This window comes from Geitlerinema sp. PCC 9228, assembly GCF_001870905.1.
Taxonomy (GTDB): Bacteria; Cyanobacteriota; Cyanobacteriia; order Cyanobacteriales; family PCC-9228; genus PCC-9228.
In genome coordinates, this window is the sequence record NZ_LNDC01000100.1 from 53,118 (window position 1) to 79,184 (window position 26,067).

Consider the following 26,067-nt stretch of genomic DNA (forward strand, 5'->3'; position numbering starts at 1 on the left):
CCGGTGAGATTAGGTTTTTTTAGGAATTCCTGCAATTTTGGCTGCGATTGTATTCCGTGGGAGCATTTTTTGGTAGGCGATCGCGTTTCCCGTTCCGGCCAGCTCGATAAAAATGCCTACAATCGTCCCTTCCCTACTGGTTTTGATACCATCAGAGGGCATGGGATGAGACTTTTTTCCCTGAGGTGGCTTCCCTTTTTTTTAATCGATCGATTTTTGGAAACGACAGGAGCAATTTAATGGTTTTTAAAATAACTTGGCACACCAAGTATCTAATTCGTTTTGATACCATACCCTGCCTTAAATGTCAATCCATTTTTGGATAAAATTTCACCTCTCCCAGTGCGTGTAGAAACCACAACAGGCTACAGCCAGTTGCCTACCAACACAAAAGGTGCCCAGTAAAAGGGATGGCTAATTTCCTCCATCAAAAATAATTGGGCGCGGCGTAGGGCTTCGGCTTTGGCGATCTGATTTTGAGACAATTCCTGGTAAAACTTATTCATTAAACGAGCGGTGGAATCATCCTGAACCGACCAGAGGGTAGCTGCGGTACTGCGGGCACCGGAACGCACAGCCAATCCTGCCAATCCCAAAGCAGCGTATTTATCCCCGGCAGCGGTTTCGCAGGCACTCAACACCAACAGGTCGATGGGAGGCGTATCCGGTTGAAAGCGCGATCGCAGCAAAGCTTCCAACTCCTTCGCTTGAATTTTTTCCTCCCACGTTAGAATAAACGTCTGTTCCGGTTCGGAACTAAACTGCCCGTGGGTAGCCAAATGCACGATGGGAGAGGGATTTTCCTGGATACTTTTCTGCAAAGACGCCTTGGTAAATCCGCGGTTGAGCAGCGTACGTGCCGATACCTGTTGGGAAATTTCTGAGATTTCCCGTTCCACCGCCGGCAAAGGAGAAAATCCCTGAGTAGATTCGCTAATCCCTGCCGCGATCGCGCGCGCGTCTACCTGAGTTTGGGCATCCGCCACCAATAGCTGCAACCCCGGCGTCAGAGCGATCGCATATTTCTCCAACAAATACTGTTGTCCGTCGTACAAAGCCGCCATGGGAATGTTGCGCAACGCCCCATCCAACACAAACACCAACGTCTGCACCTGATTTTGCTGCAAATCTGCCTCCACCGGTCGCACCAACCAATCGTAAATTTCGCGGGCTACCGGTTCGCGGTCGGAACGGAAAGAATTGGGGCGCAGCGACTGGCGCATGCGATTGATAGTCTGTTCGGCCTCGGCGGCAGCAATGGGAGTAGCAAAGTGTTGCAGGGGTTGCCCGGGAATGGAAACCACCACCTCCAACCGTTGGGGAAGGATAATGGGATAAATCACCGCCGCCTCGGGGTCTACGCTGTCAATTTTTTGGGGGCGCACCTCCAAACAGGCTTCCCGGAAAAAATTATCCAACTCCGCCAGTTGCAGTGACTCAATGGTATCCAAAGCTTCCCGCAGCTCCGCTTGGGTGGGATGGTTTTCCGGGCGCAGCAACAAATCCACCAACTGCCGGTACACCGGTTCCACGCGATCGCGGAAGGAAAATTGCACATCTTGGTTGGTAGCCACCAGTTCGCCGCGCAGGTCGTTGAGGGTACGCACCGCTTCTCGATACGCCGCGATCGCGCGCTCGGTCTTTTCTAACTGCTGCCAAATGCGCCCCAGCTGCCATTCCCATTGATAGGCAATATCCTCACCAACGACTTGCGACGCCAAAGCCAGTGCCTCCTCAGTCAGTAACCTCGCCTCGGAATACTGCTGTTTTTCCTCGTAGAGATGGGCTAAGCGACCCAAAGCATAGGATTGAGCGCGCCTATCCCCCAACTGCCGTGCCTGTTGCACCGCTACCGCTAGGATTTCCGCAGTTTCCCGCATGTTGGGCAAATCCTGCAATTGGCTATCCATAGCGCGCAGGCGATTGATATATTCCGCCAGCTGAATGCGGGCATATACCCCTGTAGAAGCTATGGGCAGCGCCGCGACGTGTTCTTGAATGGTAGGCAGCAACGCCACCGCTGAGGAAGTTCGTTCCAGCAGCAGCAACACTTCCAGGCGATTGAGCTGTGCTTGCAACCACAAAGGACAATCCCGAGATTGTTTTTGGGGCGAACAGCTTTCCACTGCCTGTTGGTAAGCTATCAACACTTGCTGCACTTGGCGGTTTTCCAGTTGGGGGAAATTGTTATTCACCGACGAGGAAGACCGGGAGAGTTGCCGCGTAAGTTCTGCGCGCATGGTGTTGCCCAATCCCAGCCAGGCAGCTTGCGTTTGGGCGTTCATGTTATTTTGATAAGCAACAGTACGTGCTTTTGCCAGCACTTCTTTCGATGGTTCCAGATTGCCCGTCAGCCGCAGGGTATTCCCCAAATTCAGCCACGCCGCCACTTGCAGTTCCCGATCGGATAAATTTTCGATGGGCGATCGCACTTTTTCCAGAATTTCCTGGGCGCGGCGGTACATGCCCAAAGCTTGTAGAGCTTTCCCTTGGTTGATTTGCGCCCCAATTTCTCCCACCCGGTCTTCGGCGAGGGTGTAGGTTTTTGCCGCTGCTTCCCAACGATCCAAGGCCCCCTGGTAGTCGCCGCGGTTGTAGTTGATTTCGCCGGCAATATTGTAAATTTTGGCTAAGATCTGCTGGTTGACCGGAGGTTTTTGGGCGATTGCCAACGCTTGCAATAGGGCATCTTCTGCTGGTTCCCACTGCCCCAGTTTGTGATAGGCTAGTGCCAAATATCCCTGCACTTGAGCCTGTTGGTCTTTCTCGGATGAATCCAACCGCGCTGCTACCTGCTGCCATATTTGCAATGCCGCCTCAATGCGTCCGTTTTGGTACAATCTTTGTCCCGATGCCACCGAAACCATCGGTGGGCTGCCTTGGGTTTGGGAGGGTTGGGGCATCGCCGCTTCGGAAACCACTTGTACGCCCAAAGCGATCGCCCATCCCACAACCAACAACAACAGCCATTTACCTACTTTTTTCACCCCAGCCGAAACCTTCATAACCACCGTCACCGTTCGTCACAACCAATAGAAAAATACCAATTTGTCTTTTGTTCTCCGGACGCTACCAATTCTACCGTGCCGTCTTGGTGGCGTCTCCAGCCGCTGGCTTCTTGAATGCCATGGCGAACGGTCGCTGTGGCACCAAAAGCCGGCGATCGCTGGTGGCTGCGCCAATCCATCCAAGTAGAAAATTGGTTGAGGCTTTCTTGCGGTGCAGGGGGCAATCCGCCATATCCGGTCATCACAAATTCGTTTCCCTCAATCCGCTGGCAGGGGGTGGCCACAATTTGCTTGGGTTGGTTCAAATCGTTGTCCACCTGTAACAGCCCTGCTTCTGGGTTCACTTCCGGCGAGTTCACGGCTACCTGACCATCAACGCCAAATTGAGAACTGGCGGTTATCTGACTGTCGGGAGATAGGAGCATCCCTGAGGTGGTAATTTGAATGCTACCACCATCGCCGGCGATCGCATTAGCCGTAATATCGCTATTTTCCAAACTGGCTAGGGTCCTGGTGGCAATGGCAATGTTCCCCCCTGGTTCGGTACCGGTGGCGTTGGTGGAAATTTGGCTGTTTCCCCGCAGCAGCAAATTGTCGGTTTGCAAGTTGATATTGCCCAATCCGGCCGCACTGTCGGCGCGCAGGTGTCCGCCGCTATCGAGACGCATCTCCCCAGTTTCAATCCCCATGGATCCGGCATTGCCGCTGCCGGTACTGCTGACAGTAATTTCCCCATGCGATCGCAGTTCGATGTTCCCCGCGCTCACTCGTAGCTGACCGGCGTGACCGCTGCCTTCGGAGGAAGTGGACAAACCGCTGGGAAATTGGGTTTGGCTCTCGTCTCGGAAAAAGTCCAAATCGGCTTCGGGAATCTCGCGCGCGGGAACTGCCCCGGATACCAACAAGCGATCGCCGACACGCACCCTCACATCACCGCCGTCACCGCTTTCAAAAGCGGCCGAACTCACTTGAGCGCCATTTTGCAACACCAAACTCGGCGTTTCTAACCTCACTTGACCGCCATCGCCCGTCCCCACAGTACTGGTGGTAATAGCTGCCGGAATCCCTTCGCTGCTGGTGCCGTTGAGGTAAATTTCGGAAGTGGCGCGCACGGTAATATTGCCTCCCCTGCCCTGGGTACTTTCGCTGCTGGTGGCTGTGGAGAGACGACCCCCGTTAGCCAGGACCAATCGGTTGGTTTCTAGGTTGACGTTGCCCCCACGACCGGTAGCACTCGCTTCTACGCTGGCGGCAATGGTACTTTCAAAGCTGCCATCCGCCCCGCGGACCTCGATGGTATCGCTGGCTCGAATGTCAATAGCCCCCGCCTTGCCCCTGCCTTGGGTAAAAGCCAAGATTTGCGTACCGCCGCTGATGGTGAGGGTGTCGGTGGCGATGACAATGTTGCCGCCATCACCGGTAGCGCCGCGAAAGCTGGAACCAGACCAAAAAGACCGGCCGCTGGTTTCTACGGTTTGCGCCTGTACCTGCAGCGTTCCCGCATCCCCCGCGCCCAAGGTATCGGTGCCAATGATGGCCAAATCCGCAACCACGAAGCGTTGGGTTTCCACTTGCAAGCGACCGCCGCTGCCGGTGGCTTCCGGGGCAACGGCGGCAAATACGCTGCTGGCAAAGCCTTCCGGACTTTCTCCCACTACTTCCACTGCTTCCTGTGCCTGCAAATACACTCCCCGACCGCTACCGTTTCCCAGAGTATCGGCGAGAATGGAAGACCCATCTCGCAGCAAAATGTGCGATCCCTGCAGGCGCACGAAACCACCGCCGTTGCCGCTGGCTTCGAGGGAGGCGGTTTTTTCCAGCAAAATCCGATTCCAAGTGGCGATGTTTTGGGGTTGAAATTCCCAACCCCTCCGTGTTTCCACCCAGCGCATGCGCCCGCTACCGAGGCTGGCGAGTTCGATTTCGCCCCCACTGGCGGTGAGGTTGCCCCCGGAAAGCACGATATTGCCGCCGATGAGGGCGAGGGTGGCTTGGGGGGAGACGGCAAATCCGGTGGGTCGTTCTTCTCGGACGGTGGCTAGGGAATTGTCGAAAAATAGGTTGTTGCCAGGACCGAATACGCGAATGTCGCCGGCGTTGCTGCCGACTTGCAAGCCTATGGGGGTGGATATGGTGAGTAAGGGGGGACTGGCTGGATTGGTGGCATGGAATTGCGTTCCGTCAGCAAATTCTAAGCTGCGGGCGGTGGTCCCTAAGAAAGAACCGCCGATGTCGAGCTGGGCGTTGCTGCCGATGGTAATGCCGTTGGGATTGATGAAAATGAGGTTGGCGCTGCCGTTAGCCTGTAGGGTTCCTTCGAGGACGGAGATGCGATCGCCGGTTACCCGTGTAATGATATTTTTGATGGTATTCGCGTTTTGGAAGGTGGCGATGGTTTCCGCTGGCAGGGAAAATTCCTGAAAGCTGTGGAAAAGATTGGCACCGACTGTGGTTCCTCCTGATATTTCTAAGTGATTTTGGGCTCGCGTGACTTGAGAGTTTTGCGGCAGGGTGCGATCGGGGACAATTTGAGTAATGATTTGTACGTTTTTGTCGGCAGATGTATGGGGGAATGGTTCCCGGGCAACAACAGGTGGGCAGCCAAAAGGTGCGATCGCGACAGCTAGGGTACAGGTAGCGAAAAACTGTTGGATGGGGCGCATGGGCGGCAGGTTTAGAACCAAGTGAAGAATACGCGGCAAGTATGGCAGTGGTATCGCTTCCATTATGGTAGGACAATTTTCTCATGGATGGGGAAATTTTTCCCAACAGCGACCGATGGAAAAAGAGAGAAAAATCCCGGCAAGCTATTGCAAATTTTTCCCATCAAATGGTACAGTACAACCACGAAACTTGCTTTTTATTTTCAACCACAATCGAATCGCGACGGAACCATATGGCACTTTATACCGCTGCATCGCTGAAATCAGAACTTCACCAACGTGGATGTCGCATGACGCCGCAACGGGAAAAGATCCTGCATATTTTTCAAACCCTTCCCCAAGGAAAGCATCTCAGCGCCGAAGAACTATACCAAATTCTATGCGATCGCCACGAACCCGTGAGCCTCTCCACCGTCTATCGCAACGTCAGTTTGATGGCGCGGTTGGGAATTTTGCGGGAACTGGAACTCGCGGAAGGGCACAAACATTACGAACTCAACCGCCCCCATCCCGAACACCACCACCACCTGGTTTGTGTTTTGTGCCACCGCACCCTAGAATTCAAGAATGACTCGGTGTTGCAAACGGGGTACAAGCAAGCCGAAGCCTCCCAATATCAATTGTTGGACTGTCAGATGACCATCCACGCGGTTTGCGAGGAGGCGGTAGAAGCGGGATGGCCCAGTTTGCCGGAGAATTGGACTTGCCCAAAACGGTGCAATCGGTCGCAACCGCTGCCGGATAGTTGAAATTTGTTTTCAGTTGTTTTCGTCAAGCCCCCCACAGCGATCGCTAATGGTTTGCAACAATTCCCCGGGATGGGCTAAGGCAGAATTTGCTGGATGACACTTTCTTCAATTTCTTCGTCAATTTCCATCAACACCTCCCGCAAGCAGTTGCGAACGCTATTGCGCAGAGCTTGCAAAATTTGCGCCGCCGATTGAAACTCCGGCTTCAAAGTTCCCATCCACTTCCAGGGAGGTCCAGCGCGATCGACAATTTCCAAACATTCCGCCGACAGAAAAGCCAACAAACAGTTGAGCACTTTCTCGCGGGGAATTTGATAGTCCAAATTGGCTTCGATTTTCTCTGCCGCCTCTTCAATGGCTTCCCCTTCGATGGGATGGTTGGCCAGGGCATCGGCAACCATGGCAATCTCTTGGGGGTCTTCCAACTTAAACTTTTTGTACCCGCTGAGCAAAATTTGCCGGTACCTTTCTTCGCAATGGACGTTTTCCGGTACGCCATTGGCACCGCTACGCAAAATCAGCTTGGCGGGATGGTTTTTATCTACATCAAATTCCGTATCGTTACAAATCAGTTTTAAGAAAGAAGTGAACCGCTTGTCGTTCACGGATTCCGCGTATTGAGCGTAAATATCTTCAAAATTTTCGATGTTTTCTACCAGGAAATTACGCACTTGCGGCAGAACGATACCGCCACGAATCATGCGTATGTCTTGTTTAAGTTGGGGAAGCACTTGCTTAGTGGTAGCAATTAGGTCGATTTCCGGTACGTCTGCTTTGTGGTGGTGGTTGTTTTCCCACTCATGGCCATCGTTCGCCAGTTTGTCCTCTGGATCGCGCAAACGCACAAAAGCATCACCAACCGATTCCAATACCCGATTGGTTTGGGCTTCGTAGGCACAGCCAATGACAATTTTGCCGTATTCGTGGAGCTTTTTCGCCAGGGAAGCAAAAGCTCCATCCCCGGAGACGATAATAAATACTTCTACACTAGGGCGGGTATGTACCACTTCCATCACATCAATAGCCAGTTGGATGTCCGCCGCATTTTTGTGGGGACCGTGACCGAACCCAAACAGTTGGATGGGATCGATGCCCAACTCCACAATTTCCCGGCGCATCCCCCGCAAGCGGCTATCGGACCAGTTGGCATAGGCTCTTTGAATGGCAATACGCCCCACCTTGCCCGTGTCTTTGACCATACTGACAATTTCTCGCAAAGACAAGTCAGCAATGAGTTTTTCGCTGAATTTGTATCCCCGGGTGAGGTTTTCAATATCGTAGAAAATAGCGGCGTTGTAATTTTTGGCGGGTTGGTGGGCGTGGCCAGATGCGGCAGCATCGGTATCGAGGGTTTGCTGCAGGTGGCGTACCTGTTGGGAAAGCTGTTCTACGTTTTGCAGGAGCTGCTGTTCGCGGCGTTCTTGGTCTTGGCGCTTTTTCAGTTGCTTGTTTGCGGACATGAGTGCCGATTGCAACCGATGCCACGATTGGGGAAACTCTTCCTTGGTCAGCACTTGCAACGCCATTTCGTAGCCAGCGATCGCAATTTGTAGGGTAGAAATTTCGTCATCGCCGGGGAACTGCTGCATAAAATCGCTAAATTCCCCCAACAACTTGGCGATCGCCTTAGCACGGTCGTTGGAACTGCGGTGAAACTGCCGTTGCGCCCAACTGCGTAAGTGTTGGGCAAATTCAAGGTTGAGCTGGTCTTGGTTGGCTTGGACAAAAGCGTACAAAACTTGACGATCGCCGCGAGAATCGGAAGTAGTTTGTAACAGTTGTACGAGAAGGGTTTGATACTCAGAGGTCGGCATCGCTTCCGAAGTCATGCTGAATTTCCTTTCCACGCAGCACCTTGACGCAAGAGAACTGCGCCCCTACTAGCATTCAAAATTAAACAATTGCGCATCTGGAGCGTCCGCTACTACGATCGATTGTAACCGTTTCGCCGCGACAGTAGCTGCCACAATTTCCCCTTCCTAGAAGCGATCGCCATGGCGGGGACCACCAATTTCCCACCAAAGCCAGAAAAATCGCTACTATAATTGGAAAATACCCCATAAACCCCCTCAATCAAAAAGACTGTACCTGTTCTCCACGCTCAATCATGACCGTTACTTCCCCTGTCCAATTTCAAGATGCGTTTGATGTCGTCGTGGTCGGCGGCGGACACTCCGGTTGCGAAGCCGCCCTAGCCGCCGCGCGTTTGGGTTGTCGGACGTTGATGCTCACCCTCAACCTGGACAAAATCGCCTGGCAGCCCTGCAATCCCGCTGTGGGTGCCCCCGCCAAAACCCAACTAGTCCACGAAGTGGATGCCCTGGGCGGCGAAATTGGCAAAATGGGCGATCGCACCTACCTACAAAAACGCATGCTCAACCAATCCCGCGGTCCCGCCGTCTGGGCTTTGCGCGCCCAAACCGACAAGCGGGAATACAGCCAACTCATGCGGCATATTCTGGAAAACCAGGAAAATCTTATGCTGCGCGAAGGCATGGTCACCGATCTAGTTTTGGGGAAAAACGACGAAGTCATTGGCATACAAACCTACTTTGGCGTGGCCTTTGGCTGCCAAGCCGTTATCCTCACCACCGGTACCTTCCTAGGCGGTCGCATTTGGGTGGGGGATCGATCCATGCCAGCGGGTCGCGCCGGAGAATTTCCTGCCATCGGTCTCACCGAAACCCTCAACCGCCTCGACTTCCAAGTGGGTCGCCTAAAAACCGGAACCCCAGCGCGCATCGACAAGCGTTCCGTAGATTACAGCAAAATGCAAGTCCAGCCACCAGACGAACAGGTACGCTGGTTCAGCTTTGACCCGGAAGTTCACGTGGAGAGGGAACAAACCAACTGCTATTTAACCCATACCACCCCCGAAACCCACCAATTCATTCGCGATCGCTTGCATCTGACCCCCATTTACGGCGGTTGGGTCGATGCCAAAGGTCCGCGCAACTGTCCCAGCATCGAAGACAAAATCGTACGCTTTGCCCAGAAAAACAGCCACCAAATCTTCATCGAACCGGAAGGACGGGAGACGCCAGAGCTTTACATCCAAGGCTTTTCCACCGGTCTGCCCGAAAATGCCCAACTGCAAGCTTTGCAAACCGTTCCCGGTCTGGAAAACTGCACCATGCTGCGCCCGGCTTATGCGGTGGAATACGACTACCTACCAGCCACCCAATGCTATCCCACCCTCATGACCAAAAAACTGTCCGGGCTGTTTTGCGCCGGGCAAATTAACGGCACCACCGGCTACGAAGAAGCCGCCGCCCAAGGTTTGGTAGCTGGCATCAACGCCGCCAGAATGGTTCGCGGTGAAGAAATGCTGGTGTTCCCCAGGGAACAAAGCTACATCGGTACGCTCATTGACGATTTGTGTACCAAAGAACTCCACGAACCCTATCGGATGTACACCAGCCGTTCGGAATACCGTTTGGTGTTGCGCGGCGACAATGCCGACCGCCGGTTGACGCCTTTGGGTCGCGAAATCGGTCTGATCGACGATCGCCGCTGGCAGCTGTTTCAAGCAAAACAAGCGCGCATCGAAGCGGAAAAAGAACGCCTGTACAATACCCGCATTAAAGAAAGCGATCCGGTAGGCCAAGCGATCGCGGCTGATACCCAACAAAAAATCAAAGGGTCGCTCACCCTAGCCGATTTGCTGCGTCGCCCTGGATTTCACTACGATCGCCTGCAACAGTACGGTTTGGACAATCCCAAATTAAACCTGGTGGAAACCGAAGGGGCAGAAATCGACATCAAATATTCCGGCTATCTCGCCCGCCAGCAACAGCAAATTGACCGCCTGGCAAAAAACCAACGGCGCAAGCTCCCCCCGGATTTGGATTATCATGCCATCGAAACCATTTCCTATCAAGCCAGGGAAAAACTAGAGCAGGTTCGCCCGCTCACCATCGGTCAGGCTTCCCGCATTGGTGGCGTCAATCCCGCCGATATCAACGCGCTTTTGATTTATCTAGAAACCAAAAACCGGCAAAAAACAGCCGCCGCCTCTTCTTCCTAGGGAAACCAGCCGAAAAACGATCGTCGTGGGATAATTTCATCAGCAGTCGATGCCGGGGTCACTCCCGGACATCTCTCCTGCAAAACCGGACTTAACAGTTTCCCGCTCTAAGGCCCCTGGGAACGGGTCCAATGACAAAGGTAGGATTTATGGGGATTTCTCCCGTAGTTCCTTACCTTCTGAGTTTTGAGCGCGTGAATCAGGAGCTTGAAAGCCCTGACTTTTTAAAGCTCCCGATTCATGCAGTAAACTATAGGGTAGGCATCGCCATATTGAATTTCTACAAAATTTGGTTGGCGGCGGTTGAGGTCTTTAAACAGCAAACAGCTATGGCACAAACAAGCAATTCCCCATTTTCCGATTCCCATCGCATGGAGCAATCTCCATCTACAAACGGCGAAACACAGCATGAGGCCCCGGCAGAGAATCCTTTGCAAGTGGAAGCTTATGCCGACCGCCTGATGGACGATGTGTTTGCCGATGTGGAACGGGTGGCTTCTGGCAGCAATCGTTTGCCAGCGGAACCCGCCCAACCAGCCCCCATGCAGCTGAAATCAGTGCGCGTTCCCTCCATCGTGCTTTCCCCGCAATGGGAAGCCCCGCCACCCGCTACCACAACCGAAGACACCAGCAGCGATCGCAGCAGCCACGCTTGGCAGTTATTTGACCGGATTTTACTGGCTTCTGCCGGTACAGCGTTGGTTTTGATTGTAGGACTGTGGCTGGGAACCCGCCAGCAGGTACGGCAATTTTTTGGCATTGCCCCCACCCCGGCACCGGAACCTACCCAGGAAAATGCCACTGGATCGGCCCCTGGGGTGCCCCCATCAGTGGCGGAGAAAGAAGAATTTCAAGAATACCTGCGCCGCTCTCTAGCAGCGATCGAACGCAACCAACAACAGCAACGCTCGCCACAGCCTCAAGTGGCGCAGCAGCCAGCGGTGGACCCGCAAACCATGGCCCAGGTAACCAACAATCCAGAACTGGCCAGTGCCCTCAACCGCCTAGCTAGCGCTATCGAACGTTCCCACCTGCAAGCTTCCATGCCGCCAGGGGGTCTGTATCCCATGCCCATGCAGGGGTCCATGCCTCCGATGGCCCAGCAGCCCAGCCAACCCGTAGCGCCACCGCCGACCCCCACGCCTGCGATTCCCCCATCTCCCACACCAGTGGCTAGCCAACCGGCCCCCCAAACCACGACGCCAGCAACGCCACCAACCCAACAAACGTCGCCAACCACATCCACACCAGCGCCCAGCCCCAGTCCATCGCCAACACCAACCACAGCCACTTCGCCGCAACCCCTCGACAGCAGCGAGGGCAACCACGTTTTGGTGGGGATTATGGAATTGGGCGATCGCTCGGCGGGCTTATTTGAAATCAACGGTGTCGCCAGGCGCATCCGCATCGGTCAAACCATTGGTTCCAGCGGTTGGACCTTGGTGGAAGTGAAAGACGGGGAAGCCATTATTCGTCGCAACGGCGAAGTACGCTCGATTTTTGTCGGACAGAAGTTCTAGCCATCGGCGACGGTCCCGACCGGTTGTTACAATAAAATAGAAAACCGCAGCCGAGGAGTATCCACCGTGGGCTTATTTGAAGACGTTAGCAAATTCTTAGAAGAACGACTGGATGAATTTCTGCGCAAACATCCCCATCTGGAGCTACAAGCTTTAGAAGAGCAGTTACGAGAGCAAGAAGATGACACGTTAAAACTAATATTAGATCTACAAAAGCAAGAGAAACAAAAACAAAACGAGATTCTTTCCACGGCGCAAGATATCCAACGCTGGCACCAACGCATGGAACGGGCGGAAGCTTCGGGACGCCAGGATTTGGCCCAAGCTGCCCGGGAACGGGAAGCCACCCTTTTGCGCAAGGGGAACCAGCTTTGGGGACAGATGCAGGGCATCAACCAGCGCATTGAGAAAGCCAAAGAGCTATATTACCAACTACAAAACCGGCGTAAAGAAGTTTCGGCTAAGGCGAAGGCAGCAGCAGCTGAAGCAAAGTCTAAAGAAAATCAGGAAAGTTGGGATAATAAAGCTTGGTTTAGTGATTACGAACCAACCAGTCGAGGCGATCGATCCAACTTTGACGATCCGTTAGAACAACAGTTCCAACGCTGGGAAACCGAACAGGAACTGGAAGAAATTAAGCGCAATGTCAACAAATAATCTTGTGGAAACGAGGAAGTAGCAGGTTCATGGATATTGTCGAAATTCTCAAACGGGATTACCAGCGTTTCCCGGCGGACCAAACCTACAGCATTTACGAGGCGGATGTGTATTTTGCCGATCCCCTCAATCGATTCCGCGGTGTCGATCGCTTTCGCGATAACATTACTTTTATTGCCACTTGGTTTCGCGATGTGCGCATGGAGTTGCACGAGATTCGCCGCGATCGCCATGTGATTACCACCCGCTGGACGTTAAATTGGACCGCTCCCCTGCCATGGCAACCTAGGGTCCGCATTCCCGGTTGGAGCGAACTTACCCTCAACGACCGCGATCGCATTATCTCCCATATCGATTATTGGCACTGTTCGCGGTGGGCGGTTTTGCGCCAGCATCTATCGCTTTTTAGTTAAAAAAGAAACAAACGCGCTACATTGGAGAAAAGTAAAAAATTGTAAAAAATTGGGAGAACCATTATGCGTTTGCTGCTGATGACAGGAAAAGGCGGCGTCGGCAAAACCTCCATGGCAGCCGCCACCGGCTTGCGTTGTGCGGAATTGGGCTATAAAACCCTGGTTCTCAGTACCGATCCTGCCCATTCCCTCGCCGACAGCTTCGACATGGAGCTAGAACACGAGCCCAAGCAGGTGTGCGAAAATCTCTGGGGCGCGGAACTAGATGTTTTGCTAGAGCTAGAAGATAACTGGGGCTCTGTCAAACGCTACATCACCGAAGTCTTGCAGGCGAGAGGTTTGGAAAGCGTACAAGCAGAAGAACTGGCCATTCTCCCCGGCATGGACGAAATTTTTGGTTTGGTGCGGGTCTTCCGGCACCATCAAGATAGCAACTTTGACGTACTGATTGTCGATTCTGCTCCCACTGGCACCGCTCTGAGACTGCTCAGCTTGCCAGAAGTGGGGGGATGGTACATGCGGCGTTTTTACAAACCCCTGCAAAAAGTTTCCGCCTCCCTCAGACCGTTGGTAGAACCCCTATTCAAACCCATTGCCGGTTTCTCCCTCCCCGACGAAGAAGTCATGGATGCGCCTTACGAGTTTTACCAGCAAATTGAGGCGTTGGGCAAAATTCTCACCGACAATACCATTACTTCAGTACGGTTGGTAACCAATCCCGAACGCATGGTAATCAAAGAATCCTTACGCGCCCATGCTTACCTGAGTTTGTACAACGTGGCGACGGATTTGGTAATTGCCAATCGGATTATTCCCGACGAAGTAACCGATCCGTTTTTCAAACCCTGGAAAGAACACCAGCAACAACACAAACAGGAAATTCACGAAAACTTCCAACCCTTGCCGGTGAAAGAGGTTCCCCTGTACTCCCAGGAAATGTGCGGTTTGGATACCCTGAGAAAACTCAAAGAGATTCTCTACGGTGAGGAAGACCCCACCCAGATTTACTACAAAGAAACCACATTCCAGGTGATTCAAGAGGGGGAAGAGTACAAACTGCAACTGTATTTGCCGGGAATTCCCAAGGACAAAATCCAGCTCAACAAAAACGGCGACGAATTAAACATTCGCATTGGCAACCACCGGCGCAATATGGTCCTACCCCAGGCTTTGGCGACCTTGGAACCGGTTGGGGCGAAAATGGACGGAGATAATTTGACGATCCGCTTTGCTGCCAATGTGGGCGCTGCATAGAGCGCGATCGCAGTTTCTCCCACCTAAAAAGCGACCCGTGCGCCCTGAGCCGCTGTCAAACCAAAATGTGCGGCCAATTCCTTTAAAAGTACGTCCACTGCAGGACGGAAACCCCCTCCCTGAGGGTCCCTATCGCCGGGGATGGTCTAGCATCAAGCGCGAATTGATCTAGGCACACCTAACGAAGCAAGAATCTCACCAATTCTATTCGTAAGAGTGTCAAAATGTTGCTAAAGGGGAGACCGCTTCCCCTGGAAATTCCCAAATTAGGTTCCTACTGGCTTGCTCCCATATTTCATAAAATGTGGGAGCCTTGATTTTCGAGCTGGCGCGTTTTCCTATAGGTTAGGTTCTGTTGCAACGAACTCCTACCATAGAATAGGAACAAACTAGCTTCGTTAGGAAAACAATATAGTTAGGCATGAAAAAAGTTCTATTTATACTGGGAGAACTGAACGACGACGATATCGACTGGATGATTACCACGGGGCATCGCGAGGAACTAACTGCCGGTACTGTCTTAATTCAAGAAGGCAAACCCATCGATGCTTTGTATATTTTGCTCGATGGCGTTCTCTCGGTTTCGGTTTCGGTTTTGGGAGGCAAAGAAATTGCCAGACTCTCCAGCGGTGAAGTGGTGGGAGAAATGTCTTTTATCGATTCCAGTCCGCCTTCCGCTACGGTGAAAGCAGTTACGAAGGGATTGGTTTTATCCCTGCCGCGCCGCCAGCTCAGCGATAAGTTGGACCGGGATGTGGGATTTGCCTATCGCTTCCACCGGGCAATTGCCGTTTTGCTCTCGCAGCGCTTGCGGGGAACGGTTTCCTTGCTGGGATACGGAGAAAATCTGCAAATCGCCACCAACGGTAGCTATCAAATTCGCGACCCCATCCTTTCCCACAATATGGATATTGCTAGCGCGCGTTTCGATTGGCTGTTGCGGCGGTTGCGGGAAGGATAGGTGGTTGTTCCTTCCAGCTAACTGGCTTCTGGCAGCCACAGCAAAAACGTCGTACCGGGATTTTGGGGATGGCTTTGCCAATCGCGGTCTAAGGCCGGACTAAAAGCTTGAATTTTGCCGTTCATGCGTTCTACCAATTCTTTGGCAATGGCTAGCCCCAATCCGGTACCGGGAATGTCGGTTTGTGCTTGAACGCCGCGGTAGTGACGCTCGAAAATCCGCTCCAGGTCTGCTTCCGGAATGCCCGGACCGGTATCGCTGATTTCAATGGGTTGCAGGGCTTGGTTGCCTGGGGGGGGGCGGTGACCGGCTTCTACTTTGACTCGACCGCCGGCGGGAGTGTATTTGACGGCGTTATCCAGCAGGTTGGTCAGTACTTCCCGCAGGGCGGTGGCATCGACTTGAATGAGGGGCAAGCGATTGGAGACCTTTTGTTGTAGCTGCAAATCTTTGGCTTCGGCCATGGCTTGGGCGGAAGCGAGAACAGGGTCTAAAATTTCATAGATGGAATGGGGATGTGACGGTAGTTGGGAGGAGGGGGGTAACTGGGCATGGGAAAGGGAAGCAGGTTGGGATGCCCCGGTTTGGTCGGTGGCAGCTTGCAAGGCCTTGGGATGGGGTGCTGGGGTGGGTTCGACGGCAATTTCCACTGGTTCGGTTTTGGCAGTTTGTTTGAGGATTTGCAGCAGTTCTTGCATGCGATCGCTTTCTCGCAAAATATTGCTGGCTAAATTGCGGTTTTTGTCTTCCTGGGGAAGGCGTTTTAGTAAAAGCTTGCCAAAGGTTTGCAGGGCGGTGAGGGGATTGCGCAGTTGGTGCAGGAGATCGTCGAGACGTTGGGACCATTCCCGTTGCTGCTGTTGCTGTTCGCTGGCTTGATGCTGCCACCACTGCGATCGCCGGTCCACAATTCTTGCAAGCGCTAGCGTATGGCTTATGCGAGAAATTTGTCCCTTTTCTTCTTGGTTCCAAGGGCGATCGGAGCGCATGGTTACCAGAAATCCCATGACTACCCCTTCGTGGATTAACGGAGAGATGCTGCGGTGCTGCTGCTGCCAGTTTTGGGGCAAATTCGCTTCGGAAATGCCCACCGGCAAGGTCTCGCTTCGGTCTTGAGAACCACTCCCGAGCAGTTTGGGGGCTGCTGGTTGTTGCTGCAAGTCTTCGAGAAAAATGGTGAAGGCTTGTTTTTCCCGTTCGGCTTCCGTTTCTGGATAGACCACCACAGGCACTAAGTTGAGCTGGGAGTGGGCTTCTAATTCCGATACAGAAGGTTTGTCTGGGGTGAGGTAAACCATACTTAAAGAAGCCCCCAGGGATTGGCTCAGCAGAGCGGTTTGTTCTCGACAGAGGGTGACAAATTCTTCAGAAGTGGCAGAGGTGAGCATGGTATCTATATATTTTTTTCTGGCAAGCGACGATAGGTTAGGCGCACTGAATTGAATTGAGCACAAGTCAGACGCTAGCGCCGATGGTGGGGACCAACTGACTGTTGTGGCAGGGGAACTGCAAGCAAATCCAGCCAATGGCATGTGGGCAACTGCTACTATCCCGACGAATCCACCAGGACCAGCAATCGATCTTTCGCGCCTACGGCGAACGGGTAAGGGGTGTCTTTTTCCATTCTACCCCGAAGCTTTCTCTCGATCGGCAACAGCCGCAGCGATCGCGGGCTATGAGTTCTTAACTTTCTTGCTAAGGAAGTTGTTGTCCCGAAAATGGTTTTTTTGAGTTGCTGGCGGGCAAATTTTTACCTGGAGAGCCACCAGACAACCAAAAGAGAAAATTCCAGAAAAATTCGTTGGCTCGCTTTTGTTGCTGGGAAAAGAAGAACTCAAAAGTCCTGCTGTGCGCCCTTTTTGGCAGCGATCGCTGCGGCGAGCTTTCCCGATCTGTTTTTCCCACTTTGCGAATTGTTGGGATTTTTTCATTTTGTATCGAAGCTTTAATAATCCTTGAATTTTTCGGCAGTAGCGGATATAATTTTATCGGTTTTTGTATCAAACAATACAACGATCGGCAAAAAAAAAGGAGGGGTTGAGCTTGGCTAGAAGACGCAAGCGGAAAAGCCGCCGTCGTTTGGAAGGACGGAAAATTCTAGAGCACGTACCTCAATATAGCATCGAAAGTGGTGAAGAGAAGCCAGTAACCGCAGCCAGGAAATTTATTCAATCGGAAGGAATCGTGCCACCGGCGCTGTTATTGGTCAAACGAAACGAACATACCACCGATCGCTATTTTTGGGCGGAAAAAGGATTGTTCGGCGCTCAGTACGTAGAAGAAAATCATTTTCTCTTTCCCAGCTTACGGGCCATGCTAGAAGAAAAGGTAGAGCCATCCAATTCCGTAGCGATTTCAGGTCGCTAGCCACACCTGAGACAACCAAACGGATAACATTGGACCCAAATCGGAAAAGGTTGGTCTGCTATAAGGTCCTATCATCGGCAAATGGGTATTTGGCGAGCAAGTGCTCCCATGCAAGCTCGGCGGTAGCTACAATGTGAGTAGCCGTTGGTCGCAGTTGTTGGCGATCGCCAAATCCAGCGGTCGTGGTTAGGGACACCTAGCAAGCATGCCTGAGGCTACAGGAGAGTTACTTTATGCAATCAGAACGCATCCAGCCAGGACCCGGTCAAGAATCGGTCTGGGACTATCCCCGTCCGCCGCGGGTAGAACCGACCAGCAAACACGTTCGCGTAATTTTTCATGGAACAACCATCGCCGACACCCAGCGAGCGCAACGGGTTTTAGAAACCAGCCATCCACCGACTTACTACATTCCTTTAGAAGACGTGAAAACGGAATATCTCTTTCCCACCTCTCGCACAAGCTTTTGTGAATGGAAAGGGAGGGCTAAATACTATACCATAAAAGTGGGCGATCGAGAAGCAACCAACGCGGCTTGGCAGTATCCCCAAGCAAATGAAAACCATGCAGCCATCCGCGATTGCATTGCTGTTTACCCCAGTAAAATGGATGCCTGCTATGTAGATGACGAGCGCGTACAACCCCAAGCAGGCGACTTTTACGGCGGTTGGATTACCAGCGATATCGTTGGCCCCTTCAAAGGCGGTCCGGGAACCTGGGGATGGTAGGGGTTAAAAAGAAAGTACCCCAGCACAGCTAGCCAGACCCAAAGCCGCTACACTGCCGGCTACATCGATATCCCCAGCCAACAAGCGATCGCGTACTTGCGAAGTGGGTACTGTCACAATTTCGATGTCTTCAGTACTATCCAAGGCGCGATCGCTACCTACATAGGCACCCCTGGCCAAAAATACGTATATACTGTTGGTATCGTTCACCGGATTGTCATGGAGAACTGCTAGCTGTTGCCAGTGGCTCGCCAAATACCCCGTTTCCTCTTGCAATTCCCGACAGGCAGCGCTTTGAGCGGATTCTTGCTCCCTTTGAAAGCGACCAGCCGGCAATTCCAGCAAAATTTTGCCCACGCCATGGCGGTACTGGCGTACGAACACCACATTTCCGTCTGTGGTTACCGGAATCGTCAGGGCAATATCCGGCTTTACGCGGACAAAGAAATCGGGAATCACCTGACCGTTGGGGAGTTTGACCTCATCTTGGCGGATGCGGCACCAAGGATTGTCGAGGACCAAATGCGATCGCAGGACTTCCCATTTATCGATGGAACTCAAGATCGTCTGTTTCCTCCTGTGATGGCAGCGAAAACGTCAGCGGCGATTTAGCCACCCGATCCAAGTTTACCGAACGCAGCAACTCTTGCCACTGCTGGGCGTACTTATTGGAGGTCATTTCCCCGTAGGTACGGCCGCCATTGCTTTCCGATTGCAAGCGCAATTTGGCTAGCAAATCCAGCGCATCGTACCACAAACCGGTTTCCGCATACAGCGTTACCCGATCCATCCCCGAGGTCGTTTCCAGTTGTTGTTGGAACGCATCGGTCGGTTTCACCCGGCGAATCCAACCAAAATCGTAGACATCCTGGGAGCGATCGCTAATATCCCCAGAAAGAATCAACGAGGCTTCCCAATAGTAGGTTTTTCCCGGTGCCAACGCCGGTGCCTGGGCATCGCTCAAATCCACGCGCACGACCCCTGGTACCCCTGTGGTTTCGATGGTGGTGCGGTAGAGAATTTCCTGTTGCTGTTCGTCAAGCAGAGCAAATTCCACCGGTACTTGGCAGCGGGTGGGAACGTACATATAAAAACTCGGAGATGCTTGCAATGTTAATCCAAAATAATCTGGGGGTAGCAACAGCGTAAACTGCCCAGCGGTGGGGCATCCCCCGCGGGTGCCAGCTCCTTCCAAACGCCCCGGTTTGCCCTCATTTTGCGGTTCAAACGAGCGCGGATTGGGTTGTTGTAGCCTGCCAGAAGGTGCTTGTGAAGGGGGGGTAAATTCCAAAGCTGCAGCTGGCATCCCCCAAAAGCTGAAAACCAATAGCGCAGCCAAACCAAAACGACGTAGATGCTGGTATGGATGGGCGTTTTGACGACCAAACCTGTTTCTCGTTGTCATAACCACCGGATTTCCCCTTGTTCTTTACAGAACCCATTCCCAATGGAACCCTGTTGTGGAATGTCTTATTATTTCCAAACTGTACCGCGCGATCGCGGTGGTTCCCTATCCGTTGAAATAAAATTTCATTTATACCGGATCCAATTCAGCAAAGAATGGGAATCGACTCCAAAAGTTCCCCATCTTCATAAAACGCAACAAAATGCCACCAAATCCTGCTTGCTACGAAAAGATATCAATATCGAGCTGTTGCTGGCTCACCTCCTCCTCAGGGGATTGTTTGGCCGTTTTCGGAGATTGCTGGCGGTTCATTTCGCCTCCCTTACGCAATCCCACAGCTAGCTTGCTGTGTTTTTCAATTTGCCCCATCACCTGACGCGCGCGGGAGATCACCGGTGCCGGCAATCCCGCCAAACGACCCGCTTCAATGCCGTAGGAACGGTCGGCCCCGCCAGGCTGCACTTGATGCAAGAAAACAATGCGATCGCGCAATTCCTTCACCGTCACCTGATAGTTAGCCACATTGGGCAAAATAGAAGCCAGTTCGTTGAGTTCGTGGTAGTGGGTAGCAAAAATCGTACGCGCCTGAATTTCCATCGCCAAATGTTCCGCCACCGCCCAAGCAATGGACAAACCGTCAAAAGTAGCCGTACCGCGACCAATCTCATCCAACAGCACCAAAGAATTGTCCGTAGCATGGTTGAGAATATTCGCCGTCTCATTCATCTCCACCATAAACGTGGATTGCCCCGTTGCCAAGTCATCCACTGCTCCGACCCTGGTAAAAATGCGATCGCAAATCCCCAAAACTGCCTTATCTGCCGGGACAAAACTTCCCGTTTGCGCCATCAACTGAATCAACCCAACCTGACGCAAATAACAGCTTTTGCCGCTGGCATTCGGACCAGTAAGTACAATCAAATCCGGGCGCGGGTTATCCGTTGTTTCCGCCTCACCACTGGCTTTCGTACCCAAACGTACGGAATTAGGCACAAAGAACCCATCCGGTATAGACCGTTCCACCACCGGATGCCGTCCTGCCAAAATGGTAATTTCCCGACCTGACAGCATTTGCGGGCGACAGTATTTCCGTTCTCCAGCAATTTCCGCCAACCCGCACAGCACATCCAAAGCCGCCACCGCCTTAGCCACCTGACGAATTTTATCGCCGCGATCGCCCACCGTAGAGCGCAATTGGGTAAAAATCTCGTACTCCAAGCGATTCAAGTCGTCCTGCGCCGTCAAAATCCGCGCCTCGCGTTCCTTCAAATCCGGCGTAATGTAGCGTTCCTCATTGGTCAGGGTTTGCTTGCGAATATAATCCTCCGGTGCCTGCTCTGCCTTGGAACGGGGCAAACTAATATAATAGCCAAAGGTCTTATTAAACCCCACTCTGAGATTGGCAATCCCCGTACGTTCCCGTTCGCTGGCTTCTAAATTGGCAATCCATTGGCGATCGGCTTCCACTTGGGTACGATAGTCATCCAAATCAGCATTCACCCCATCGCGAATCAACCCCCCTTCCTTCACGTGAATGGGCGGATTGTCCACCAAATGCTGGCGAATGGTTTCTCCCAACTGTTCCAACTCCACCGGCACCGCGTGCAGCACCTGCAAGTAAGGAGACTGGCCCCGCTGGCATACCGTCGCCAGCTGCACCACTTTGGTCAAAGAAGCTGACAAAGCATACAAATCTCGGGCATTCGCCGTCCCTGCTCCCGCGCGGCCGGTGAGCCGTTCCAAATCATAAACTTCCCGTAGCAAATCTTGCAGTTCCTCGCGCAAGTTACTATCGTCCAACAGTTCCGCAATGGTATCTTGGCGGGCTTCAATGCCTTTCACCTCCAACAGCGGTTGCAGCAACCAGCGGCGTAGGGCACGTCCGCCCATAGGGGTACGGGTTTTATCCAGCGCCCACAGCAACGACCCGTGTAAGGAACCATCGCGCACAGTTTGCAAAATTTCTAAATTGCGTCGAGTCTGATGGTCTAAAATCAAATAATCGGTGAGAGTATAAGTGCGCAATACCTGCAATGGTACTTTGGGAGGCGTAGTATTTTCTTTTTCTTGGCTTTTTTGTTGGCTTTCACGCCCTTGTTGCTCGAAGGTATCTTCTAAATATTTCAACAAACCACCCGCCGCCCGTATGGCTAGGGGCAATTGTTCGCAACCCAGTCCTTCCAAAGATTTCAGATTGAACCGCTCGATGAGGGCTTCGTAGGCTGCAGCTTTATAAAACGATTTCGGCGATCGCAAAGAATAGCAAAAACTCGCTGGCAACCCTTCCGGCAGGTGTTCCGACGTTTCCCCCGGTCGCAGCAATTTCCCCGGATCGGGGGCATTAGTGGGCACCAAAACTTCCGCCGGTGACAGCCGCAGCAACTCCTGTGCCAGCAGTTCGATGCCCCGGTCTTGGGTCGTCAGAAACTCACCCGTGGAAATATCCGCATAAGCCAGCCCCCAGTGTTCGCCAGCCACCACCGCCGCCGCCAAAAAATTATTGCTGCGCGCATCCAGCATCCCCGACTCAATCAGGGTTCCCGGCGTCAGCACCCGCGTAATTTGCCGGTCCACCATGCGTTTTTCTGCTTCCGCATCTTTGGCATCTTCGGTTTGGTCGCAAATCGCCACGCAAAATCCTTTTTCCAACAAGGTACTGCTGTAGCGTTCCACGGCATGGTGGGGCACCCCCGTCATAGGTACCCGACCAATTTCTTTGCCGCCTTCCTTACTGGTGAGGACCAGTTCCAACTCCCGCGCCACCACAATGGCATCTTGAAAGAAACATTCAAAAAAATCCCCCACCCGATACAGCAGCAAGGTATGGGGATATTGGTCCTTGACCTCGGTGTAGTGCCGCATCATCGGGGTCAGCTTGTTGCGATCGAGCTGTTGGTAATCGGCGTTTTTAATGGCAGCTTGATGTTTTTGGTTTCTCGCTTCTGGCGCGTTCGATGCACTGTTCGATGCACTGGGGGAGATGGTCATGAAGTAACCTCCTTGTTCGCACTGCCGGGGCAACTGTGGCTGGGGGCATCTTTACGATAATAGCGCGATCGCGAACCTAAGGAAAACAATCTGATACCAAATCCCATATGTACAAATTAGATTTTATATAGAAACCCACCAGACCGAAGGAGACTGCAGGTGGTAAGGTGGGGGATTTTTTTCGGGTCTTTGCGGTACGACGGAGGAGCTGTGAAATTTTTTTTGGCAATTGGGGATTGATTTTGGGAAAGTTTTGACGTACAATATAAATAATGGAAATAGTGTCTTTGACTTGAAAATTGCGTATATTCCCATTATCTAAAAGCGTCTACTAATAAAATACCATATTTGGGGCAATCGTGGGAAAAAATTTCACTTTTTTCGTTTTTTTCGTTCGTTTCTCCAAGACCAAGCCGGAGGTTTTTCCCTGGGGGAAAACTCAATCAAATGGCAGGAATGCTTAAAATTCCAGCAACGAGCTTGTCTTTGCTCGTCAAAAAATAGGGTGAGTTCTCCCACCCTATTTGAAATTGCAGCAATAGAGACAATCTATGCGTCTTGTTTGCGTTTCAGCAGAGAAGTTCCACCCAGCACACCAACAGCCAATAAGCCTAATAAAGAAGTAGGTTCGGGAACGCCAGCAATATCAGTGGCGGCAGATTTGGTTCGGAAAATGGTGTATTTGCCTTCTGTGTGAGATGCAGTTTGCAACCATTCAGCGTCGCCAGAAATGCCACTAATGGTTCCCCAAGGACTCATGCCGTTGGTACCAATACTAATAGTATCTGCCCAACCCCCATTGCTGATGAAAGATTCTAGTTCGCTGTTGCTGGGCATAGCATTGATGTTCTGGTTCTCCAGATAAGGATTGTTGCCACCCTTAATGAATTCCCAATCCTCGTCTCCCGTCAATACAGTTTGGCCGCCAATTTCAAATTCGCTCAGCCAAGATTCCGCGACCCTGCCATCATCCCAAGTGACGACATAGAGATAGTCATCAGCATCGATATTGAAATTCCAGGTTTCTGCTTGCGACCAGTTATATTGTCCGGGGTTGCCGCTGTCTCCCGTTTCGTTGCGACCGACGAAGTTCAAAGTACTGCCGTCTTCGTTTCCGTGGAAAATTCCGTAGAAGTTATCCGCCGTAATAGTGGATTTAATGCTGACGGCGGTAGCTTCCGTTGCTCCTACAATAACAAAACTAGCAGCGATCGCAGCGCCGGCAAATACTTTCTGAATAGATAGCGTCATATACATCTCCAAAGAATCGTTAATTTGCGTACATTGGGTGCCATATAGTTCCCTTCTCACGATTCCCAAAGCCGCAGGACAGATATCGGGGGCAATTTGTATCTTGATAGAAAGTTTACCTAGGCCAGGTTTTTTATAAAGTACGCGTGAAGCAAGTAGCTCTTGGGAAGGGAAAATCCTCTTGCCTGAGAAACAGGAAATGGTACGCTAGTGTTTTTGCGGTGGTATGGTAGTTGCCGGGGTAGAATGCCCTAATCGTCGCGAAGGGAAAGGAATTGCCCCTTGGGAATACATACTTGATAATTGTTTAGTAGCTCTGTTGCGTAATCAACGAAGAAAAATCTTTCATATCTGACAGCTGAAGCAAGGAAGGTAGTTTATGGCATCCATTCGCAATCTGCATCGGCAACTGGTGAGAAAAGAGATTTCCGCTGTGGAACTCACCCAGCAAACATTACAGCGGATCGAGGCACTGGAACCCCAACTGCACAGTTTTTTGCAGGTAACCAAAGAGCGCGCTTTACAACAGGCCCAGGCGGTGGATGCCAAAATTGCAGGCGGCGAGTCCATTGGCTTGCTAGAGGGGATTCCAGTGGCACTCAAAGATAACATGTGTACTCGGGGAATTCCCACCACTTGTGCGTCTCGAATTCTGGAAAACTACATTCCCCCCTACGATGCCACAGTGGTACAGCGATTGGAACAAGCCGGTGCCATCACCATAGGCAAAACCAATCTGGATGAATTTGCCATGGGTAGCTCTACGGAAACCTCTGCCTATCAGAAAACCGCCAATCCTTGGGATACCGAACGGGTTCCCGGTGGGTCTTCCGGTGGTTCGGCAGCTGCGGTGGCGGCGCAAGAGTGTACGGTGGCTTTGGGGTCGGATACGGGGGGATCGATTCGGCTGCCCGCTTCTTTCTGTGGTGTGGTGGGATTGAAACCGACCTATGGCTTGGTTTCCCGCTACGGTTTGGTGGCGTTTGCCTCTTCTTTGGACCAAATCGGACCGTTTGGGCGTACTGTAGAAGATGCGGCAATTTTACTACAAGCGATCGCGGGTCACGATCGCATGGATGCGACGAGTTTAAAAACAGAAATTCCCAACTATGCCGATTACTTGCAGCCCAACCTTAGACCCCGTAGTACCATTCGCATCGGTGTCATTCAAGAAACTTTCGGGCAGGGATTGGACCCAGAAGTGGAAGAAGCGGTAAAAAAAGCCGTGGAGAAAATGCAAGAGCTGGGAGCAGAAATTCAGGTCGTTTCTTGCCCGCGATTCCGCTACGGTTTGCCGGCATACTATATTATTGCTCCTTCGGAGGCTTCCGCTAATTTGGCACGCTACGATGGGGTTCGCTACGGTTCCCGGATTGAAGAAGCGGATAATTTAATGGCCATGTATACCAAAAGCCGCGCCCGTGGGTTTGGTGCGGAGGTGAAACGCCGGATTAGCATTGGTACCTATGCCCTGTCGGCGGGATATTACGATGCCTATTACCTGAAAGCTCAAAAAGTGCGCACCCTCATCAAACAAGACTTCGAGCGCGCCTTTGCCCAAGCGGATATTTTGGTTACCCCCACTGCCCCAACCACGGCCTTCAAAACTGGCGAGAAAACCGACGATCCCTTGCAAATGTATCTATCGGATTTGATGACCATTCCGGTGAATTTGGCGGGATTGCCTTCTCTGAGTATGCCTTGTGGTTTTGACCAACAGGGATTGCCCATTGGCATGCAGTTGATTGGCAACGTTCTCCAGGAGAAAATGCTGCTGTCGGTTGCCCACGCCTACGAACAAACTACGCCGTGGCATTTGGAAGCACCGCAAATCGTCAAAAGTGGCTCGCCCTCTGCTGTATCCTGAGCTACCCTATTCAATAGGTGTCAGAAGAACGATACGTTGTTGCTACAATCACCTATCTTGGTTCGGCTCGCTTCTGCTGAGCTGTGCTGAAGCAATGGTTCCTGGGAAATGGCTGCGTGAGGGGACCATAGCAGCAGGTTCCCGAAGCGTCGCTTTTTGGCAAGCGGATGCAGCCAGCTTCCATTTTTTTGCTCCTCTTATCGGCTACG

18 protein-coding genes are annotated in these 26,067 nt (G+C 52.2%); 10 read left to right on the forward strand and 8 right to left on the reverse strand.

Translation table 11 applies throughout. The annotated features are described in order from the left end of the window. Positions 1–365: 365 nt before the first annotated feature. Together AS151_RS09830 and AS151_RS09835 are read right to left on the reverse strand one after the other, a co-directional pair. Entirely contained in the window at positions 366–3,005 is a 2,640-nt protein-coding gene (locus AS151_RS09830) for a CHAT domain-containing protein (RefSeq protein WP_071516871.1), read from the reverse strand. An 8-nt stretch (positions 3,006–3,013) separates the two neighbouring features. Continuing rightward, a complete protein-coding gene (locus AS151_RS09835; RefSeq protein WP_211517566.1) occupies positions 3,014–5,671 on the reverse strand; it encodes an S-layer family protein in 2,658 nt (885 codons plus the stop codon). Positions 5,672–5,904: 233 nt separating this feature from the next. Here AS151_RS09835 and AS151_RS09840 point away from each other — a divergent pair, with 233 nt between their 5' ends. After that, positions 5,905–6,420: a transcriptional repressor gene (locus AS151_RS09840; protein WP_071516915.1), complete on the forward strand. Its 516-nt coding sequence runs from the start codon at positions 5,905–5,907 to the stop codon at positions 6,418–6,420. A gap of 74 nt (positions 6,421–6,494) precedes the next feature. Here AS151_RS09840 and AS151_RS09845 read toward each other — a convergent pair whose 3' ends face one another. After that, a complete protein-coding gene (locus tag AS151_RS09845; protein ID WP_071516873.1) occupies positions 6,495–8,249 on the reverse strand; it encodes an NYN domain-containing protein in 1,755 nt (584 codons plus the stop codon). Positions 8,250–8,527: 278 nt separating this feature from the next. On the opposite strand from AS151_RS09845, the gene mnmG reads away from it, so the two are divergent. From mnmG to AS151_RS09875, 6 genes are all read left to right on the forward strand, one after another. Then, positions 8,528–10,447 carry a tRNA uridine-5-carboxymethylaminomethyl(34) synthesis enzyme MnmG gene (gene mnmG, locus AS151_RS09850; protein ID WP_071516874.1) on the forward strand — a complete coding sequence of 640 codons (1,920 nt, stop codon included), beginning with the start codon at positions 8,528–8,530 and terminating at the stop codon, positions 10,445–10,447. Positions 10,448–10,776: 329 nt separating this feature from the next. Then, the gene (locus AS151_RS09855; protein WP_139240598.1) at positions 10,777–11,967 is read left to right on the forward strand and encodes a hypothetical protein; all 1,191 of its coding nucleotides are present in this window, start codon (positions 10,777–10,779) and stop codon (positions 11,965–11,967) included. A gap of 66 nt (positions 11,968–12,033) precedes the next feature. Further along, a complete protein-coding gene (locus AS151_RS09860; protein ID WP_071516876.1) occupies positions 12,034–12,624 on the forward strand; it encodes a TIGR04376 family protein in 591 nt (196 codons plus the stop codon). 29 nt (positions 12,625–12,653) lie between these two features. Further along, positions 12,654–13,037, forward strand: coding sequence for a DUF2358 domain-containing protein (locus AS151_RS09865; RefSeq protein WP_071516877.1), 384 nt, complete (start codon positions 12,654–12,656; stop codon positions 13,035–13,037). A 63-nt stretch (positions 13,038–13,100) separates the two neighbouring features. After that, positions 13,101–14,291, forward strand: a complete 1,191-nt coding sequence (locus AS151_RS09870; RefSeq protein WP_071516878.1) for a TRC40/GET3/ArsA family transport-energizing ATPase — start codon at positions 13,101–13,103, stop codon at positions 14,289–14,291. 421 nt (positions 14,292–14,712) lie between these two features. After that, a complete protein-coding gene (locus AS151_RS09875) occupies positions 14,713–15,252 on the forward strand; it encodes a cyclic nucleotide-binding domain-containing protein (protein ID WP_071516879.1) in 540 nt (179 codons plus the stop codon). A gap of 17 nt (positions 15,253–15,269) precedes the next feature. On the opposite strand, the gene AS151_RS09880 is transcribed toward AS151_RS09875, so the two are convergent. Then, a complete protein-coding gene (locus AS151_RS09880; RefSeq protein ID WP_071516880.1) occupies positions 15,270–16,640 on the reverse strand; it encodes a HAMP domain-containing sensor histidine kinase in 1,371 nt (456 codons plus the stop codon). Between the two features lie 655 nt (positions 16,641–17,295). On the opposite strand from AS151_RS09880, the gene AS151_RS09890 reads away from it, so the two are divergent. Further along, positions 17,296–17,619, forward strand: a complete 324-nt coding sequence (locus AS151_RS09890; RefSeq protein WP_071516916.1) for a DUF3155 domain-containing protein — start codon at positions 17,296–17,298, stop codon at positions 17,617–17,619. A gap of 233 nt (positions 17,620–17,852) precedes the next feature. Continuing rightward, positions 17,853–18,347, forward strand: a complete 495-nt coding sequence (locus tag AS151_RS09895; RefSeq protein ID WP_071516882.1) for a DUF427 domain-containing protein — start codon at positions 17,853–17,855, stop codon at positions 18,345–18,347. A gap of 3 nt (positions 18,348–18,350) precedes the next feature. Here AS151_RS09895 and AS151_RS09900 read toward each other — a convergent pair whose 3' ends face one another. From AS151_RS09900 to AS151_RS09915, 4 genes are all read right to left on the reverse strand, one after another. Then, complete coding sequence (locus AS151_RS09900; protein ID WP_071516883.1) at positions 18,351–18,908, reverse strand: NUDIX hydrolase; 558 nt, start codon at positions 18,906–18,908, stop codon at positions 18,351–18,353. Next, positions 18,892–19,752 (reverse strand): DUF928 domain-containing protein, encoded by an 861-nt coding sequence (locus AS151_RS09905; RefSeq protein ID WP_071516884.1) that lies wholly within the window; start codon positions 19,750–19,752, stop codon positions 18,892–18,894. Before AS151_RS09905 ends, AS151_RS09900 begins: the two co-directional genes overlap by 17 nt. Before the next feature lie 222 nt (positions 19,753–19,974). After that, a complete protein-coding gene (gene mutS / locus AS151_RS09910; protein WP_343327428.1) occupies positions 19,975–22,617 on the reverse strand; it encodes a DNA mismatch repair protein MutS in 2,643 nt (880 codons plus the stop codon). Between the two features lie 672 nt (positions 22,618–23,289). After that, positions 23,290–23,991 (reverse strand): PEP-CTERM sorting domain-containing protein, encoded by a 702-nt coding sequence (locus tag AS151_RS09915; protein WP_071516886.1) that lies wholly within the window; start codon positions 23,989–23,991, stop codon positions 23,290–23,292. A 379-nt stretch (positions 23,992–24,370) separates the two neighbouring features. On the opposite strand from AS151_RS09915, the gene gatA reads away from it, so the two are divergent. Next, positions 24,371–25,858, forward strand: coding sequence for an Asp-tRNA(Asn)/Glu-tRNA(Gln) amidotransferase subunit GatA (gene gatA, locus AS151_RS09920; protein ID WP_071516887.1), 1,488 nt, complete (start codon positions 24,371–24,373; stop codon positions 25,856–25,858). Positions 25,859–26,067 lie beyond the last annotated feature (209 nt).

Excerpts from the sequence above, each read along its gene's own strand:
- AS151_RS09830 (WP_071516871.1), bottom strand. The coding sequence starts at position 3,005 with ATGAAGGTTTCGGCTGGGGTGAAAAAAGTAGGTAAATGGCTGTTGTTG.
- AS151_RS09875 (WP_071516879.1), top strand. The coding sequence starts at position 14,713 with ATGAAAAAAGTTCTATTTATACTGGGAGAACTGAACGACGACGATATC.
- AS151_RS09895 (WP_071516882.1), top strand. The coding sequence starts at position 17,853 with ATGCAATCAGAACGCATCCAGCCAGGACCCGGTCAAGAATCGGTCTGG.
- mutS (WP_343327428.1), bottom strand. The coding sequence starts at position 22,617 with ATGATGCGGCACTACACCGAGGTCAAGGACCAATATCCCCATACCTTG.
- gatA (WP_071516887.1), top strand. The coding sequence starts at position 24,371 with ATGGCATCCATTCGCAATCTGCATCGGCAACTGGTGAGAAAAGAGATT.
- AS151_RS09835 (WP_211517566.1), bottom strand. The coding sequence starts at position 5,671 with ATGCGCCCCATCCAACAGTTTTTCGCTACCTGTACCCTAGCTGTCGCG.
- AS151_RS09915 (WP_071516886.1), bottom strand. The coding sequence starts at position 23,991 with ATGACGCTATCTATTCAGAAAGTATTTGCCGGCGCTGCGATCGCTGCT.
- AS151_RS09880 (WP_071516880.1), bottom strand. The coding sequence starts at position 16,640 with ATGCTCACCTCTGCCACTTCTGAAGAATTTGTCACCCTCTGTCGAGAA.
- mnmG (WP_071516874.1), top strand. The coding sequence starts at position 8,528 with ATGACCGTTACTTCCCCTGTCCAATTTCAAGATGCGTTTGATGTCGTC.
- AS151_RS09870 (WP_071516878.1), top strand. The coding sequence starts at position 13,101 with ATGCGTTTGCTGCTGATGACAGGAAAAGGCGGCGTCGGCAAAACCTCC.
- AS151_RS09905 (WP_071516884.1), bottom strand. The coding sequence starts at position 19,752 with ATGACAACGAGAAACAGGTTTGGTCGTCAAAACGCCCATCCATACCAG.
- AS151_RS09865 (WP_071516877.1), top strand. The coding sequence starts at position 12,654 with ATGGATATTGTCGAAATTCTCAAACGGGATTACCAGCGTTTCCCGGCG.
- AS151_RS09855 (WP_139240598.1), top strand. The coding sequence starts at position 10,777 with ATGGCACAAACAAGCAATTCCCCATTTTCCGATTCCCATCGCATGGAG.
- AS151_RS09845 (WP_071516873.1), bottom strand. The coding sequence starts at position 8,249 with ATGACTTCGGAAGCGATGCCGACCTCTGAGTATCAAACCCTTCTCGTA.
- AS151_RS09840 (WP_071516915.1), top strand. The coding sequence starts at position 5,905 with ATGGCACTTTATACCGCTGCATCGCTGAAATCAGAACTTCACCAACGT.